At 70.2% G+C, this 16,628-nt stretch carries 16 protein-coding genes; 7 read left to right on the forward strand and 9 right to left on the reverse strand.

The genetic code is table 11. The features are described from left to right. Positions 1–11 precede the first annotated feature (11 nt). Positions 12–425 (forward strand): hypothetical protein, encoded by a 414-nt coding sequence (locus ACLEQD_RS06520; protein WP_410382584.1) that lies wholly within the window; start codon positions 12–14, stop codon positions 423–425. A 34-nt stretch (positions 426–459) separates the two neighbouring features. Here ACLEQD_RS06520 and ACLEQD_RS06525 read toward each other — a convergent pair whose 3' ends face one another. From ACLEQD_RS06525 to ACLEQD_RS06545, 5 genes are all read right to left on the reverse strand, one after another. Next, entirely contained in the window at positions 460–1,905 is a 1,446-nt protein-coding gene (locus ACLEQD_RS06525; protein ID WP_410382586.1) for a lipase/acyltransferase domain-containing protein, read from the reverse strand. A 77-nt stretch (positions 1,906–1,982) separates the two neighbouring features. Then, the gene (locus tag ACLEQD_RS06530) at positions 1,983–2,108 is read right to left on the reverse strand and encodes a hypothetical protein (protein WP_410382589.1); all 126 of its coding nucleotides are present in this window, start codon (positions 2,106–2,108) and stop codon (positions 1,983–1,985) included. Next, positions 2,057–3,244 (reverse strand): DEAD/DEAH box helicase, encoded by a 1,188-nt coding sequence (locus ACLEQD_RS06535; RefSeq protein WP_410382591.1) that lies wholly within the window; start codon positions 3,242–3,244, stop codon positions 2,057–2,059. Before ACLEQD_RS06535 ends, ACLEQD_RS06530 begins: the two co-directional genes overlap by 52 nt. A 169-nt stretch (positions 3,245–3,413) precedes the next feature. Continuing rightward, entirely contained in the window at positions 3,414–4,130 is a 717-nt protein-coding gene (locus ACLEQD_RS06540) for a lysophospholipid acyltransferase family protein (protein WP_410382615.1), read from the reverse strand. 195 nt (positions 4,131–4,325) lie between these two features. Continuing rightward, entirely contained in the window at positions 4,326–5,048 is a 723-nt protein-coding gene (locus ACLEQD_RS06545) for a TetR/AcrR family transcriptional regulator (RefSeq protein ID WP_410382593.1), read from the reverse strand. A 123-nt stretch (positions 5,049–5,171) separates the two neighbouring features. On the opposite strand from ACLEQD_RS06545, the gene ACLEQD_RS06550 reads away from it, so the two are divergent. From ACLEQD_RS06550 to ACLEQD_RS06560, 3 genes are all read left to right on the forward strand, one after another. After that, complete coding sequence (locus ACLEQD_RS06550; protein WP_410382595.1) at positions 5,172–6,044, forward strand: NAD(P)H-binding protein; 873 nt, start codon at positions 5,172–5,174, stop codon at positions 6,042–6,044. 592 nt (positions 6,045–6,636) lie between these two features. Then, complete coding sequence (locus tag ACLEQD_RS06555) at positions 6,637–7,197, forward strand: hypothetical protein (RefSeq protein ID WP_410382597.1); 561 nt, start codon at positions 6,637–6,639, stop codon at positions 7,195–7,197. 127 nt (positions 7,198–7,324) lie between these two features. Then, a complete protein-coding gene (locus ACLEQD_RS06560) occupies positions 7,325–8,416 on the forward strand; it encodes a response regulator transcription factor (RefSeq protein ID WP_410382598.1) in 1,092 nt (363 codons plus the stop codon). Positions 8,417–8,497: 81 nt separating this feature from the next. On the opposite strand, the gene ACLEQD_RS06565 is transcribed toward ACLEQD_RS06560, so the two are convergent. Next, positions 8,498–9,208 (reverse strand): iron-containing redox enzyme family protein, encoded by a 711-nt coding sequence (locus ACLEQD_RS06565; RefSeq protein WP_410382600.1) that lies wholly within the window; start codon positions 9,206–9,208, stop codon positions 8,498–8,500. A gap of 80 nt (positions 9,209–9,288) precedes the next feature. Then, on the reverse strand, positions 9,289–10,101 hold the full coding sequence (locus tag ACLEQD_RS06570; RefSeq protein ID WP_410382602.1) for a GNAT family N-acetyltransferase: 813 nt from the start codon (positions 10,099–10,101) through the stop codon (positions 9,289–9,291). 174 nt (positions 10,102–10,275) lie between these two features. On the opposite strand from ACLEQD_RS06570, the gene ACLEQD_RS06575 reads away from it, so the two are divergent. After that, complete coding sequence (locus ACLEQD_RS06575) at positions 10,276–11,310, forward strand: hypothetical protein (protein ID WP_410382604.1); 1,035 nt, start codon at positions 10,276–10,278, stop codon at positions 11,308–11,310. 54 nt (positions 11,311–11,364) lie between these two features. Here the strand turns inward: ACLEQD_RS06575 and ACLEQD_RS06580 are convergent, their stop codons facing one another. Next, positions 11,365–12,936 carry a PKD domain-containing protein gene (locus ACLEQD_RS06580; RefSeq protein ID WP_410382606.1) on the reverse strand — a complete coding sequence of 524 codons (1,572 nt, stop codon included), beginning with the start codon at positions 12,934–12,936 and terminating at the stop codon, positions 11,365–11,367. A 193-nt stretch (positions 12,937–13,129) separates the two neighbouring features. On the opposite strand from ACLEQD_RS06580, the gene ACLEQD_RS06585 reads away from it, so the two are divergent. Next, entirely contained in the window at positions 13,130–14,413 is a 1,284-nt protein-coding gene (locus ACLEQD_RS06585; RefSeq protein WP_410382608.1) for an amidohydrolase family protein, read from the forward strand. A 12-nt stretch (positions 14,414–14,425) separates the two neighbouring features. On the opposite strand, the gene ACLEQD_RS06590 is transcribed toward ACLEQD_RS06585, so the two are convergent. Then, the gene (locus tag ACLEQD_RS06590; RefSeq protein WP_410382609.1) at positions 14,426–14,860 is read right to left on the reverse strand and encodes a hypothetical protein; all 435 of its coding nucleotides are present in this window, start codon (positions 14,858–14,860) and stop codon (positions 14,426–14,428) included. Between the two features lie 294 nt (positions 14,861–15,154). Here ACLEQD_RS06590 and ACLEQD_RS06595 point away from each other — a divergent pair. Next, positions 15,155–16,628 (forward strand): condensation domain-containing protein (locus ACLEQD_RS06595; protein ID WP_410382611.1); only part of this gene is annotated, 1,474 nt, incomplete at its 3' end.

A 16,628-nucleotide genomic window follows, 5' to 3' on the forward strand; every position in this document is an offset into this window, starting at 1 on the left:
CTCGTCGTCACATGAACGTGACTCTCTCCCTGGTCGTGAGCGCAGCCGTCACCCTTGCCTCGGCTCCCGTCCTCGCGCAGGAGCCCCGGCTCGACCTGCTCAATGGCAAGCCCCCTCCCACGGGCACCGGGATGCTCGTCACCGGCAGCATCCTGACCGGCGTGGGGGCGGTCAACCTGCTCACGTCGCCCCTGTGCAAGACCAGCCTCGTGCCCAGCGACACCCAGGGCGTCTGCCTTGGGACGTCGCTGGTCGTCGGAGGCCTCTTCGCGGCCGTGGGCGTCCCGCTCCTGATCGTGGGCGTCAGCCGCCACAACAACTACGTCGAGTGGAAGCGGCAACGCAGCGCCCTCTCCGCGCTGCTCGACCTCAACGTCACGCCCACCCCCGGCGGCGCCGCGCTCACGTGGAGCGCCTCGTTCTGACTTCGCGTCCAGGACGCGGCCGCTGCAGCGGCGGTCACCCGGAGAGCACCGGCAGGAGCAGGTCCCGGATGTGGTCGGCGAGGAAGCGGTAGCTCACCCCCAGGCGGCCGGCCTCCGTGCGCAGGTCCGCACCGTGGAGCACCTTGAACGCGGACTGCCGCGTGGCATGGAAGAGCCGGTCGTCGTTGCCTCCCGGGTCCAGCGAGGGTCCCCACTGCGCCAGGGGGAGCCGCGCCCGCAGCCGCGCGCGCTCCAGGTAGCCCAGGTTCTCCGTCGGGCCGGGCTCGGGGGCCTGCTCGACCTCGAGGCTCCAGTCGATGGCGGGGAGGAAGTCCGCGTAGGGCACCAGCCCGCTGGAGGCCAGGGAGCCTCCGGTGAGCGCCGTGAGGATGGCGTTGGTGACCTCCGGCAGGTTGACCAGGTCGCTGTGCGAGTCCTCGCGCTGCGGGGGCACGTAGGCGTGGTAGCACGTGGTGGGCAGCCCCGGCAGGAGCGAGGCCTGGAAGAGCACGGTGCCGTCCCCGTTGGAGAGCCTGCCCGGCGCGGGCGGCGGCTGCGAGTGGAGCGTCCAGCCCTTTGGCCCCATGAGCGCCGCGTAGTCCGTCCTCCCATTCAGGCCGACGATGACCACGGTGCGCGACGCGAAGCGCTGGGCCACGTCCTGCGCCTGCAGGCGGGTGAACTGATAGCCGCTGTAGGAGAAGCGCAGCAGCGGGTCGCGCAGCTCCAGGCGGTAGGGATTGGTCCAGGACGCGGCGCGGTAGAGGTCCTGCCCGGTGCGCACGGGGTACTTCAGCACCGCGTCCAGCCCGGGCACGCGCGTGGGCCAGTACTCGCGGGGCGCCACGAGGAGGTTGAAGAGCCCCGGCATGCTCACCGCGGACTGGCGCAGGGTGGCGTTGCTGATGAGCCAGTCCGCGGGCGTGCCGGTGCCATCCTCGATGACCCGGATGGGCTTGAGGGCGCCCCAGAAGGGCGGCGCGCAGAAGACGATGCGCTCGATGACGTCATCGAACTCACGCGTGGAGGCCAGCATCCGCAGCAGCACGCAGCCGCCCATGCTGTGGGTGACGAAGCACAGCTTCTTCCCGTCCGCGCACAGGCTCCGCAGGAAGAGCGCCAGCCGCTGTGCCTCGATGCCAATGCCGTCGCGCCAGTCGAAGTTGAAGCGGCCCCACCCGATGGCCCCGAGACAGTCAGCGTAGTGATCGCCGAAGACGGGCAGGTTGACGGTGGAGCGCGCGTAGATGAACTGCCCGGGGCCGTCGACTCCGCCCTGGGGCGTGACGTTCAGGAAGGCGAGGTTGTCCACCTCGTGCCAGATGCCCGTGTCGAGCCAGAGGGTGTCACGGCGTTGCCGGTCATACAGCTCACTGCCCATCACCCCATGCAGGAAGATGGCGCGATGAGGCGAGTTGCGGATGTCATTGAGCCAGCCCGGCCAGACCTCGTCGGCGTAATACTCTTGCTTGAGCAGCATGGGGCCCCCCGGGCCGAAGCTAGGGGGCCCCCACGGCCGGGCACAATCACCCTGGGGGGGGCGGGCTGGCGCGGGTGCTACGGCTTGCGCTTCGGGGGCTGGGCGGCGGCGGCTTCGCGCAGCTTGTCCTTCTTGCTCTTGCGCCGGCCCTTCACGCCGCCGTTCGGATCCAGCGGCGGCGCGGCGGGCCCGGCCGTCTCCACGGGCTCGAATCCCGCCACCTGCTCTCGCGCGACGGTGAGCTGGTTGCGCTTCTCGATGAGGCGGAAGTGGGCCTCGGTGTCCGCGCTGACGAAGCTGATCGCCATGCCCTCTCGCCCGCGCGCCCCGTGCGGCCGATGCGGTGCACGTAGTCCACGGTCGAGCGGGGCAGGTCATAGTTCACGACCGCGGGCAGCCCCGCGATGTCCAGGCCGCGTGCGGCGACGTCGGTGGCGACGAGGACGCGCACGCGCTTCGCCTTGAAGTCCGCGAGCGCCTGCGTGCGGGCCCCCTGGCTGAGCTCGCCGTGCAGCGACGTCGCGGGGATGCCGGCGCGGTTGAGCTTCAGCGCGACATGGTCCGCCGCGTAGCGGCTGGCGACGAACGTGAGCACGCGGGACCAGGCGTGGGTCTCCAGCAGGTGCCGCAGGAGCATGGTGCGCCGGGGTGCATCCACCTGGATGGCCCGCTGGACGATGAGGTCCGCGCCGGGCAGCTCACCGTCGTCCACGTCGATGCGCGTGGGCTCGTGCAGCAGCCGCTCCGCGAACGTGCGCACGGCGGGTGGGAACGTGGCGGAGAACAGCAGGTTCTGGCGCCGCGCGGGCAGGAGCGCGAGCAGGCGGTTGAGCTCGTCCGCGAAGCCCAGGGAGAAGAGCCGGTCGGCCTCGTCGAGCACCAGCGTCTCCACCTGCCCCAGCCGGAGCGCGTTCTGCTCCACGAGGTCCAGCGCGCGCCCCGGCGTGGCCACCACGACGTCCGCCCCGCCCCGGAGCGCCAGCATCTGCGGGTTCGCGGAGACGCCGCCGACCGCGAGGCAGGTCTTCAGCGGCTTCTTCAAGTGACGGCCATACCGCTGGAGGGCGTCGACAATCTGAGCGGCGAGCTCCCGCGTGGGCACCAGGATGAAGGCCCGCACCGGCCGGACCGCCCCACCCGGGCGCGCGCGCAGGGCCTCCAGGACGGGCAGGAGGAACGCGGCGGTCTTCCCCGAGCCGGTCTTCGCCGAAGCCTGGACGTCGCCGCCGCGCAGCACCACGGGAATGGCCGCGCGCTGCACCGGCGTGGGTTCGTCGTATCCGAGTTCGGCCAGGGCGCGGGTGAGCGCATCCGACAGGCCGAGTGAAGCGAAGGTCATGGGAGGGGAGCTTGGAGTTGGCACGAAGGCCGTCATCGTACCCTGCCCCGAGGCCCGGCGCGGAGACGCTCTGGCCGCCGGACCATGCTCGGCGCCCCATGAGCCCCTCGGCGCCACCAGCCCTCGGCGCTCCCTGAGCGGGAGACGGCGAGCGCGGCCGGTGGCACGCTCAACCTTCGGCGTCCATGCGCGCCTTCTCGCGGATGATGAGGTCGCGCACGTGGTCGCGCAGGGCGTGCACGTCCCCGGCGAAGCCCGCGGGGTCGATGGGCTCCAGCACGCGCACCCGGGCGTGGACCGCCTGCTGGAGGACCAGTCCGTGCTTGGGCATGGTCCGCGCGGTGCCGGTGAGGACCACCGGGATGAGGGGGCAGCGCTCCTGGATGGAGAGCGTGAAGGCGCCGTCCTTGAAAGCCTTCACCTGGCCGTCATGGGAGCGGGTGCCTTCGGGAAACATCAGGATGGGGACGCCGCGCGACAGCCAATGCCTGCACCCGGCCATCATCTGGATGATGCTGGCGCGGTCTCCGCGGATGAGCGGCACATAGCGGTTGAGGCGCATGTTCCAGCCGATGAGCGGCAGCTTGAAGTTCTCCGCCTTGGAGACCCACTTGAAGGGCCGGTAGAGGCCGAAGAGGACCAGGATGTCCCCCAGCGACTCGTGGTTGGCCACCAGCACCGCCGCGCCCTTCCAGGGCAGGCGTTCGCGGCCCTCCACCCGCAGGTTCCACATCGGGTTCACGTAGAAATACAGCTGCGCCCAGAAGCACGAGTACAGGTGAAGCACGCGTCCATTCGCGTCAAACGGGCGGGTGAGCGCCCACAGCAGGAGCGCCCCAAGGAACAACACCGCGCTGGACAGCGCGAGGAAGGTCCAGAACGCCATCGAGAAGAGGATTCGGATGGCGCCCACTCTGTCATGGATGGGCAGCTCCACCCCCATCAGGTGAGCATTATCCCTGCATGGGGCAGCCCCCGGCCCCCGGGACGTGGCCTCTGCTTGCTGGCCATCACTCCCCACGCCGACCTGCGAGGGACAGGCGGGCAGCGTGCGCTTCCAGCTCGCCGGCGTGGACTCCAGCTACCCGGCGTCCGCGATGCGCTCGAGCAGCTCGCTCAGCAGCAGGCTTTCGCCTTTCGAGAGCACACGGATCCGCCCCATGGAGGCCCGCAGCGCGGCGGCCATGGCGCGGACCTCCGCGTTCTTCGGGGTCGCCGCCTCGCCCGTGATGGCGGCCACCGCCGCCTCGCGCGCGGCCTGGGCGAGCCCGGGGTCGCGCTTGTCTTCGGGCTGGCTCAGCAGCGTGAGCACGGCGCCAATACCCATCGCCGACACGAGGCCGAGCGCCCGCTCCTCACTGACCCGCAGCCTGCCCGCGAGCGCGAGGTTCCGGATGCGCCTGCGCAGGACGTCCTCCCCGTCACCCAGCGACGGGGACCGCGACGCCAGCTGGGGATCGCTGCTCATGATGGCGAACAGCCCGGGATGGCTGAGGCCGAACGCGATGTGCATGTCCCAGCCGTCGCGAAAGTCCTGAAGCGGATCCGGGTGCGGCTTGCGCGCCGCCTTCTCCGACACGTAGCGCCGCATGGCGTGCTCGAAGACGGCCGCGAGCAGGCCGCGCTTGTCGCCGAAGAGCCGGTAGAGGGTCGGCGCCTGCACCCCCGCGGCGGAGGCCACGGCCCGCGTGGTCGCGGCCTCGGGCCCTTCGGAGGCGATGAGCTCAGCGGCGGCCGCGATGATGCGCGCGCGCACATCGGAGCCCTCCGCGTCCTCGGCAGCGACCTTCTCGCGGTCCCTCATGGCGCTGAGATAGCACGCAGCCCCTGGAACGCCGATAACGAATGCTTGATATCGCCGTTAACGGCCGCTACGTTATCGCCGGAAACAAGGAACTGTTTCCACCGATACCCCAAGGAGCGTTCGATGATCGTCGTGACCGGAGCCACCGGGCAGCTCGGCCGTCTCATCGTGGAGAACCTCATCACCCGCGTCCCGGTGGACCGGGTCGCCGTCAGCGTCCGGGACGTGGACAAGGCCCAGGACCTGGCGGCACGTGGCGTCCGGGTGCGCAGGGGGGACTTCGCGGAGCCGGCGAGCCTCGCGCACGCCTTCGAGGGCGCAACCCAGGTGCTGATGGTCTCTTCGAACGCGCGCGCGACGGGCGGCGACCCCCTGGCCCAACATCGCGCCGCCATCGACGCCGCGCGGGCCGCCGGCGCGCGGCGCATCGTCTACACGAGCCACATGGCCGCGAGCCGCTCCTCGGCGTTTCCTCCGATGCTCGACCATGCGGCGACGGAGCAGATGTTGGGCGGGTCCGGGCTGGCGTGGACCGCGCTTCGCAACGGCTTCTACGCTTCGAGCGCGGTGTTCCTGCTGGAGAGGGGCCTGAAGACGGGCGTCTTCGAGGCGCCCGCGGACGGGAAGGTCTCCTGGACCACGCACGCGGATCTGGCGGAAGCAGCGGCGGTGATCCTCGCGAACGAGGGCCGGTACGACGGGCCGACGCCGCCGCTCACGGCAGCGCAGGCGCTCGACTTCGAAGCGCTGTGCGAGCTCGCGTCGAGCGTCCTCGGACGCCCGCTCCGCCGGAGCGTCGTGCCGGAGGACGAGCTGCGCGCGAAGCTCGTGGCCTCCGGCATGCCCGCGCCCGCGGTGGCCATCTCGCTCGGCCTCTACCGCGCGAGCCGCGATGGCGAGTTCGCGGCCGTCGATCCCACGCTGCGGGAGCTGCTGGGGCGCGCGCCTACGGACATGCGCGAGGTGATGGCCGGGAAGCTGGGCCGGACGGCCTGACGTCAGGGTTGTCCGCGGCCGGTCGGATGACGAGCGGGTTCGGATCAAACCGCGGCGGCGCGGCGTTCGCCGCCATCCACTCCAGCCTGGCGTGGCAGTCCTCCTCCAGGGTGGGCGCTGGATGCTCGGGCGCCTGGGACATCCTGGGGACTGGAGCGCTTACAACGGACGTGACCGCTCCATGTTCATGAACCTGGAATGGCTCCTATCCCAGTCACCCGGACCGAAGAAAACCATTCTGGGGTTCTCCGCGAACTCCGGGAGCCATTCCCTGGGCAGCACCACTCGCCCCCAGGTCCTCGCGCCCGCGACGGACGACGCGCTGGAGGGCTGGGCCTTCGCCGGCCACACCTCTTCCGGGAGGAAGCCCCCTCCCGCCCGGCGCCCCGCGAATGACATGCGTATGGCTTTGCCGACCCGTGGAAACCCCTTAGCCTGACATCCCAACGAACGCGTGACACGCCAGGATGGCAATCATCCACATTCACAGGAACTCCACGAATTACTGGTTTTGATTTGCAGTTGAGCGGGAGGGAATGCTAGTAAGGCATTGGCTTCGGCCGACCCCACACCAACAACTCAGGAGTAGTCCATGACGAGGAACGTGAAGCGTTTCCTGGCTGCCTCGCTGTTGTCGCTCGCTCCGTCCATCGCGTTCGCCGGACAGGTGGAGCTCGGGTTCCCTGACTTCCTGTCGCAGCGTGACGAGTACGTCAGCGTCCGCGAGGGGGCGGTCCAGCTGCCCACGAAGCGGGAGTCCCAGGTGGCGTCCGTCGGCCCCGCGCTGGAGGACCTCTTCGTCCTCAACCAGACGGGCCTGCCCATCTCCCTGGGCATCCAGGTCCTGACGGGGACGCTCAACGGCGTGTTCAATCCCTATCCCGTGCCCACGGCCAGCTATGGCGGCTTCGAGGTGAGCGCCCCCACCCCGGCCCCGATGGTCGCGCAGCAGTACTACTGGACGGTGGACCCGGCGAACCCGGCCGCCGCGAAGACGTGTGTCTGGCGGGTGGAGGTCAGTGACGTCGGCGGCAGCTGCCAGGCGCAGGTCTTCTTCGGCACCTACGGCGGCGCCGCCTGCACCGTCGACGCGGCCCAGTCCTTCGTCGACCCGGTCACCTGCCAGACCCAGGTCGTCACCGTCATCCAGTGAGCTGAGCCGCATGCCGCCCGGGGCCCTGGATGAGGCCTCGGGCGGTGGCCCGGGCGTAGGACTTGCCATCGGACTGGATTAGGCTGGGGTCCGCAGCCTGCCCGGTCAAGATGACAAGGACGCGCGGATGTTCAATCCAACGGCTTTCAACACCCAGGAGCTGGTGCTCCGGGACAGCGTCATCAGTGGACTCAACAGCGCGCTGAGCATCCCCAAGGTCCTCGAAACCACGCGTGCGTCCCTGCTCGAGTTCGTCCAGGCCGACGCCATGGCCCTGTGCCTCATGCACACGGCGCCGTTCGACTTCCAATGGCTCGTCCCAGGCTTCCCCATCCGCCTGCTGGATGACTATGCCGTCCTGGCCGAACACGACTTCCTGCGGGAGCCCATCCTCGCGCGGCCCAACGTGCCCGTCCGCGATACGCAGCTGCTCACCCGCTCGGAGTACGAACGGACCCTCATCTTCCAACGCAGCCGGGAGCTGGACCTGACCCTGGAACACATCATGGCGGTCCTCCTCCCCATCGGCCCCGGCCTCGTCGGCGCGCTCGCGTTCTACCGGAACAAGCGACGCCCCTTCTCCTCGGAGAACACCGCCGCGGTCGCCAGCCTCAACGAGCACCTGATGAACATGGTGCGCAACTGCAATGACGCCCAGGGCCTCATGGCCGGCGCCCACCTGCTCGAGGAGCTCCACCGCCGTCCCGACTCCGCCTACCTTGTCGTGGAGCCTCCCTCCCGCGTGGAGTTCCGCTCCGAGCACGCCAACGCCCTCCTGGCCCGGTGGTTCACCGGCGCGGACCTGCACTCCTCCGGGCTCCCGCTCGTCTTCAAGGAGCGGCTGGACGCCCTGGTGCGCATGGACGCGGACGCCCGGCTGGGGAAGACCCTCTGGGTCTTCAACCATCCCGAGGGCAACCGCACCTGCCGCTTCATCGAGATGCCCGCCGCCGACGGTCCCCGGCGATGGGCGCTCAGGCTGAACGAGATTCCCCACTCCATCCCGCTCCCCTGGGAGATGGAACGCCAGCTCACGCCCCGCCAGGCCACCATCGCGAGGCACCTGCTCTGCAACCGGAACAACGAGCAGATCGCCGTTGAGCTCGGGCGCAAGCTCCTGACCGTGAAGACCCACGTGCGGAACATCTTCGACAAGCTGGGCGTGGACAGCCGCGCGGACCTCCTCTACCAGGCCGCCCGCCTCAACAAGCCTGTCTGAGCGAGTCGAACGCGGGGGAAGACGCTTCCCGATGGGCCAGGGCCCGGACGGGAGGCGCTCCCCGCTTGCGTGCGGTCGTCGCTACCTCGCGAGGGTGGGGCTGGAGGCGCCGTCCTCACGGAAGATGCGCGGGTAGACGCTCCGGGCGACCCGGGCCGAGAAGAGGATCGCCTCCTGGTCCTCCGGGTCCGTCAGCCGCGCCAGGAGCCGCTGCATCTCCGCCACGTGGTCCCCGTCCAGCGCCCCGTGGCTGCGCAGGAAGGTCACCGACTTGTGGATGTTGGGGATGGCGGCCACCGCCTTCAGCCGCTCGGCCCACACGCCCGCCCGCGTCTGCGACAGGTACTCCAGCACGTACGCGGTGCCCAGCACCGCCGTCGGCACGCCCGAGCGCGACGTGAAGAAGTTCCACCCCGTGTAGGCCTCCACCGCCGGGCTCCGCGCCGCCGCCTCCACCTGCTGCTCGGAGCAGCCCAGGTTCTTCAGGTCCGACAGCAACCAGCGGTCGTGCCCGCGCTCCTCCTCGCCCTTCTGGATCAACAGCGCCGCCAGCTCCGGGTGCCGTCCCAGCCGGTTGAGCCGGTGGCCGGCCTCGGCGAGGATCGGCGTGCTCCAGCGCGCGTAGTGATACGTCTGGACGAGGTAGTGGATGTAGCCCTCCACGTCGAGGGTGCCATCGAGGAGGCGGCTGGCGTCGGGCCGCGCATCCACCGCCGCCACCAGCCCCCGCGCCTCCTCATCCAGCACCGCCAGCCACTGCGTTCCCACCTGCTGCTCCGTCTGTGTTTGCACGTACGTCTCCTGTCCGGGGTCCGTTGGAGTCCCGGCTGCTGCGTGTTGAAGGTGAAGGGAAGGAAGAAGCCGCCCCGGGCCTAGACGGCGGGGCTCACGCCGTGCTCCAGCGCGTGGAAGTGCGTCAGGGTTTCCGCGGGGATCTCATCGAGCGCCATGACGAGCGGCAGCGTGAACCACTGGAAGTACGCGTCGTAGAGCGGCTCCGCGATGAAGCGCGCCCCCATCGTCGTGGCGAAGAGCGAGGGGGACCTGGGCACCCGCAGCCCGTCCCACAGCCCCTGCTCCGCCCTCGCCCGCTCCTCCGGCGTGTAGAAGGGCTTGCGGGGCCGCTTGGGGGCCTGGCGCGGGTCGGGCACGTCCACCCGCCAGCGCGGACTCTGCCATCCCCGGTGGGCCGCCACCCGCCACGCCAGCAGCGCATCCTCGGGCGAGTCCGTCTCCAGGTTCGCGGACGCGATCCAGTGCGTCACCCCGCGCCGCCGGCTCTCCGCGTACATGGCCGCCTGCAGCCACGAGACGGCCTGCGTGCGGCGCCACCTCGGCAGCACGCAGAAGCGCGAGGGCTCCGCGAGCACCCTCCCCGGCTGGAGCACGCCCGAGAGGTCCAGCCGCTGCGCGAGCTCGAGCCCCACCGGCCCGCCCAGGTTCGCCGCCACCTCCGCGTTGGGCAGCGCCACCCGCATCGTCGCCACCGGCTCGGAGCCGACATGGACGAGCAGGTGCACCGTGGTGTCGAGCGTGTCGATGGAGGTCATCTCCCGCCGCGACAGCGCGGACTGCTCGGTCAGCAGTCCCATTTCTCCGCCAAAGACAGCCCAGCGGATGCGGGCCGCGTCATCCAGGTCCCGCTGGGTGGTGGCGACACGCCAGCGCCAGTGTCCGCACGTCATGGGTCCTTCTCCCGGTAGCGAAGCGAGGCCGGCGTCGTACCGACCTCACACATCCCTTTCGTCGCCGGTGCGCCGAGTTCGAGCCCGGACGCTCCGGCGCCCGCCCGCGAAAAAGAGGCGCGCAACTTCCGGGCGCTTCCCGGGTTCACAGGGCATTTCCCGGAGGAATTCCCCATGAAGCAACACCGAAGGACGACTTTCATCTCGGCGTGCGGGCTGCTGGCGCTGGGCCTCATCGGCTGTGGAACCACGGAGGACACCTTCGACGCCGTCGCGGATGCGCCCCCGGGCACGGCCCAGGCGGCGCTCACGGCGGGCGAACAGGCCGCGCTGACCACGGCCAACACCTCGGCGAGCTGCTCGCCGCTCGGGAACTTCTACTGGGAGATTGGCAATGGCGCGGGGCCGCTCTACGCCATCCCGCGAGGCAGCGGGGTGACGGCCGAGACGGTGATGCCCATCGCGTCCGCGAGCAAGTGGCTGTACGCGGGGGCCTACGTGCAGTCGCGGGGGTACGCCAACCTCACCGCGGACGAGAAGAAGCGGCTCAACTTCACCAGCGGCTACATCGACGAGAACACCACCTTGTGTGGAGACGCCGGGACGACGGTCTCGGAGTGCTACGGCGCCGCCTACAAGAACGTCACCTACCGCCCGCTCCAGAACGGCCGGTTCTTCTACAACGGCGGCCACATGCAGAAGCTGGCCCTGGACGACATCGGGGCCAGGAGGGGCACGGGGCTGCTGAGCGTCATGGATTGGGTCAACGCCCAGTTGGGCACCACCCTTCCAGAGTCCGACAGCGCCGTCGCTCCGGCCGGGGGCTTCTCCGGCAGCGCGGCGCAGTACCGCGTCTTCCTGAGGAAGCTGATCAACAACCAGTACGCGCTGTCCTCCCAGCTGACCGTGGACTCCGTTCCGGCCTGGGCGGGGGGCCCAGGCGTGTCGTTCACGCCGTGGACGGGGGGAGAGACGTATTACGGGCTCGGGCACTGGATTGAAGGAGAGACCGTCAACGGCGCGTGGACCGTGACGGGCCACTCCTCCCCGGGAGCGTTTGGCTTCTATCCCTGGGTGAACGCCGCCAGGAACCGGTACATGGTCCTGGCCCGCAGTCGCCAGCTCTTCGGGGACGAGGAGGGCGAGAAGTCCCGCGCCTGTGCCCAGGCCATCCGCAAGGCCTACGAGTCGGGCGTGCCGCAGCCGTAGCCGCGGCAGCGCGGCATGGCGCGTCCGTCGCGCGATGCCGCTCCTCCCGCGGGGTCAGTGCACCTCGAACTCGTAGATGCGCGTGGCCGGGTCGCCGTTCTGGGACGCGGTGGTCACGTTGAGCTTGAGGTAGCGCGCGGAGGTGGCGCTGATGGCGTGGGTCGAGGTGCTGGCGGTGTTGTTGGTCACCGTCACCGGGGTGCTCCAGCTCGTGCCGTTGCTGGAGGTCTGGATGGTGAAGGCCCGGGTGTTCCAGGTGCTCGACTCACCGCCCGCGCCGGCGTGCTTGACGACGAAGCTGCTGACCGTCTGCGCTGAACCCAGGTCCACCCGCAGCCAGGCCCCCGAGGCCAACGAGCAGAACTTGTCGGTCGTGCCGCCGGAGACGCTCCCGTTGACCGCCTTGGCCGGCGTTTCGCTGCTGTTGCAGGCGGTGGAGCCGGTCGCCGGCTTGTTCAGCGCCAGGTTGACGTAGCCGGCGCCGACCGAGACGGTCTGGGTCCGGGTGTGGCTGGCCCCGCCGTTGTCGGTCACGGTCAGGCTGACGGGGTAGTTGCCACCGCTGGCGTAGACATGGCTGGGGTTGGTGGCGGTCGAACCGCTGCCATCGCCGAAGCTCCAGCCGCGCGAGGCGATGGTGCCGTCGCTGTCGCTGGAGGCGTCACTGAAGGTCGCGGTGAGTCCGCTCACGGTGACGCCGAAGTTGGCCACGGGCGGGGTGTTGCCGCTGACCGCGGTGTTGATCGCCGCCGCGTACTGCGCGCTGGTGCCCTGCGCCGCGCACGCCTGGATGTCGTCGTACAGCCAGATGAAGCCGCCGTTGATGCCGGCGGTGCTCTTCCAGTTGCTCATCTTGCTCTGCACGGTGGCCGGGCTGTCACCGCTGGCGCAGCCGGAGCCGTGGCGCGACCACAGGCCCGGGTCCACGGTCATGCCCATCGCGGTGTTCCAGCTCGCCGGGTTGTTGCTGGCGCCGCCGTCGTACACCTGGAGGTAGATGCCGTCGACCGCGCCGCCGAGGTTGTCCTTGAGGCTGCGCCAGAAGGTCTGCTGGGTGTAGGGCGCGAAGGTGATCTTGTAGCCCAGGCCCACCAGCATCTGCCCGAACTGGGTGGTCGGGGCCAGGTCGTAGGCGCTCTCGTCGTCGAAGTTGACCGCGGTGGCGCCGGTGGCGGTCTTCAGCGCCTGGAAGTTGCGGTACAGGATGCTGCTGCTGCCCGTGCCGCAGACCAGGGTGCTGCCGCAGCCAGCGGCGGTGCCGTTGACCAGCCGGGCCATGCGCTCGAAGTCGGGGACGCTCCAGGCGCCAATGGACACCTCGATGCGATTGACCGAGGTCGGCGCCGTCTTGAGCGAGGCCAGCCGCGTGGGCCAGGCCGGGTCTCCGATGTAGGCGCCGTTCCTCACCACCGGGATGTCGTTGTAGACGAGGTCGCCGTTGTCCTCGATGTGGAAGCTCCAGAGGATCACGGTGGTGAAGCCCGAGCCGCGCAGGTCGTTCATCACCGCGGTGCCGCCGGAATAGAACGGGCCGCCGCCGTAGATGGCCGAATCCGCGAGGGCCGCCGGCGCGGACGCGGCCAGGGCAAGGGCAAGGCAGGACGCGAGTTGCTTCGACTTCGGCATGGTGTGCTCCCCTGTCGCCAGCCTTGGCGACAGGGAGACATTGCGAGCGCACAAAACAGGAAGTCAATAATATTAAGATATAACAGCTTACATTGAAATCCGATCCGTCGTGAAGTTCGTGAGCAGCTTGTGCATCGGCGGTTTGACGGCGTGTGTCCTTGAGCGCACGGTGCGGATCCGCGAGGTGAACCTCATGAAACGGATCGCACTTCTCTTCTGGCTGGCCACCGCGGGCTGCGCGTCGGGTCAGCGCCCTGCTGTCGCCGATCGTTGGCTCCTGACGGGCACGCGGCTCTATGTGGCTCCGGACGCGCCACCGCTGGACGACGCCTGGGTGGTGGTGAGCGGCGGGAAGATTGAAGCCGTCGGCTCCGCGCCGGACGCTCCACCTGCCGGGGTGCGGCGTGAGGACGCCTGCGGCGGCGGCGTCATCACCGCCGGGTTCCAGAACAGCCACGTCCACTTCACGGACCCCGCGTTCGCCGGGGCCGCGAGCCGGCCGCGTGACGAGCTCCAGTCCCCCCTGAGCCAGCTGACCACGCGCTACGGCTTCACGACGGTCGTCGATACCGGCTCCGACCCCGCGAACACCGGAGCCCTCCGCCAGCGCATCGAGCGCGGCGAGCTGCGGGGGCCGGCGATCCTCACCGTCGGCTCCCCGCTGTATCCGGAGAACGGCATCCCCTTCTACCTGCGCGACCTGCCGCCCGAGCTGCTGCGACAGCTGGCGCAGCCCGCGTCGGCGGAGGAGGCCCGCGCCCTCGTCCGCGAGAGCTTCAAGACCGGCGCGCAGGGGACCAAGCTGTTCGTCGCCACGCCCCAGGGGCATGGTGAGATCCGGCGCATGGCGGAGGACATCGCGCGCGCCGCGGCGGACGAAACGCACCGGCGGGGAGGCCTGGTCATGGTGCATCCCACGGATCCCGACGGGGTGAGCGCCGCCGTGCAGGCCGGGGCCGACGTCATCGTGCACACCACCATTGACTCACCGAAGCGGGAGTGGAGCGCCGAGCTCGTCGGCCAGCTGGTCTCGCGCCACGTCTCCGTGGTCCCCACGCTGCAGCTCTGGGGCTACGAGCTCGCCAAGGCGGACGTGCCCGCCGACGTGCGCGAGCGCCTCGTGGGGGGCGCGGAGCGGCAGCTCGCGGCGTTCTCGAGCGCCGGGGGGCAGGTCCTGTTCGGCACCGACGCCGGGTACATGACGGACCTCAATCCGACGCAGGAGTACGTCCTCATGGCACAGGCAGGGCTGACGCCCATGCGGATCCTCGCGTCGTTGACCACCGCCCCCGCGGCGCGCTGGAGCGCCAGCGAGCGCCGGGGCCGCGTCACGCCGGGCCTCGACGCCGACCTCGTGGTGCTCGGCGGCGATCCCGCCACGGATGTCCGGCGGTTCACCGACGTGAGGTGCACGATTCGAGCGGGCAGGACGCTCTTCGTCCGCGCGCCGGCGGGTGGCGAGCCGCCGGCCCACTGACCGGCCCCGGAGCTACTTCTTCCCCTTGCCCTTGCCGCCCTTGTGGTGGTCGTCGTGGTGGCCCCGGTCCTTCTGCCGGTGGTCGCGGCCGTCGTCACGGTACGACGCGGGCACGACGGCCCCCTTCTTCGAGTGCTTCCACCGCTTGTAACGCCCGGGCGGCAGCTTGACGACGGTGACGGGGACCCGCCGCTCCTCCACGACCTCCCAGCCACCGCGGTAGTCGCGCGCCCGGTACCACCGCCCATCGCGGCGCACCCAGTACGCATCGTCCACGACGTAGAGGTCCTCGTCGTAGTCCTCCACCACCTGCACGCCGGGCTGCACGACGACGAGCGGCGGCGGGGTCGAGAAGACGATGTCGGGCAGCTTCACATCGATGTCTACACGCACCTGCCCGAAGGCCATCGAGGGAAGCAGGACCAGCGCTGCGAAGAGTCGTTTCATCCGGCAAGCGTAGGGGCGCGCAGGCTGGTCAGACAACCTCCGTGAATTGTCGCAGCGAGTGGCCCGCACTGTGTGTCGTTGCGTTCGTGGACACCCAGGAGCTTGCCGAGCGAGCCACGCGACGCGGAACTGCTGTCCACCGGCCCGGGATCCGCGCTCGCCTCGTGTTTGGACAAGGTATCCATTCGGTGACATAGCTGACGCCAAGTTCACGTCGTCGCGCACCTCAGGAAGACGCCGCTCCACAGGAGGAGTCGGCGCCCGTCCGTGCGACACGAAGGAGCTGGCGCCAACATGACCCTCCCCTCTGATGACAAGCGCTCGCGGCTGGCCGAACTGCTGCGTGGAAAGATCCGTCCGTCCACCCGCGTGGCCGCCTCTTTCGGGCAGGAGCGCATGTGGCTCCAGGAGCGGCTGTCGCCCGGTAACGCGGCGCTCCACATGGCCGTCACCGTGCGCCTCTCCGGGCAGCTCGACCCGGTGGCGCTCTCCCGGGCCTTCCAGGCCGTCGTGGACCGCCACGACGCGCTGCGCACCACCTTCCCGGAGCACGAGGGCCGGCCGCTGCAGCAGGTCGCTCCGGACCTGGAGCTGTCCATCGCGGAGGTGGACCTGGGGAGCCTGCCGGAGGCCCAGCGTGAACCCGAGGCCTTGCGCCGTGTGAGCGAAGACGTCCGCGTGCCGTTCGACCTGGAGCGGGGGCCGCTGCTGCGCGCGGTGCGCTACCGGCTCTCCGCGGACGCGCACCTGATGCTCGTCACGGTCCACCACATCGTGTCCGACGGCTGGTCCATGGGCGTGCTGGTCCGCGAGGTGGCGGAGCTGTATCAGGCCTTCGCGTCCGGCCAGCCGCCGGCCCTGAAGGCGCTGCCCCTGCAGTACGCGGACTATGCCGCGTGGCAGCGGCAGGGGTCGCAGGGGGACGCGCTCGAAGCGCAGCTGTCGTACTGGCGCCAGCGGTTGGATCCGCACGCGGTGCTGGAGCTGCCCTCGGACCGTCCGCGCCCCGCGAACATGGACGCCCAGGGGGCTCGCCACTCCATCGTCCTGCCTCCGGCGCTCACCCAGGGGCTCAAGGAGCTGGGCCTGCGCGAGGGCCGCACGCTGTTCTCCGTGCTCCTGGCGGCGTTCAACGTCCTGCTCCAGCGCTACTCCGGCCAGGACGACCTCGCCGTCGGCACTCCCGTCGCGGGCCGCTCTCGCTCCGAGCTCGAAGGCCTCATCGGCCTGTTCGTCAACACGCTCGTCCTGCGCTCGGACCTGTCCGGCGACCCGTCCTTCCGCGAGCTGCTGGCCCAGGTGCATGACTCCGCCCTTGGCGCCTTCGCGCACCAGGACGTCTCCTTCGAGAAGCTGGTGGAGGTGCTCCAGCCCTCTCGCAGGCTGAACGTGTCGCCGCTGTTCCAGGTGATGTTCGTCCTGCAGAACACGCCGCTCTCCCTTCCTCCCCTCCCCGGCCTGCGCATGGATGCACAGCCCGTGGACGCAGGCGCGGCCCGGTTCGACCTGACGCTCATCGCCACCGAAGAGGCTCGCGGCCTGCGCCTCATCGCGGAGTACCGCACGGCCCTCTTCGACGAGGCCACCGTCGCGCGCATGCTGGGGCACCTGCGTTCGGTGCTCCAGGCCGTCGTCGTGGATGCCGGGCAGCGGGTGTCCGCGCTGCCGCTCATGGAGGAGGCCGAGCACCGTCAGGTGCTGCACGACTGGAACGCGACGGCGACCGACTTCCCGCGCGATGCCACGCTGCATGGCCTCATCGAGGCGC

It is taken from the genome of Corallococcus sp. 4LFB, from assembly GCF_046520365.1.
GTDB classification, from domain to species: domain Bacteria; phylum Myxococcota; class Myxococcia; order Myxococcales; family Myxococcaceae; genus Corallococcus; species Corallococcus caeni.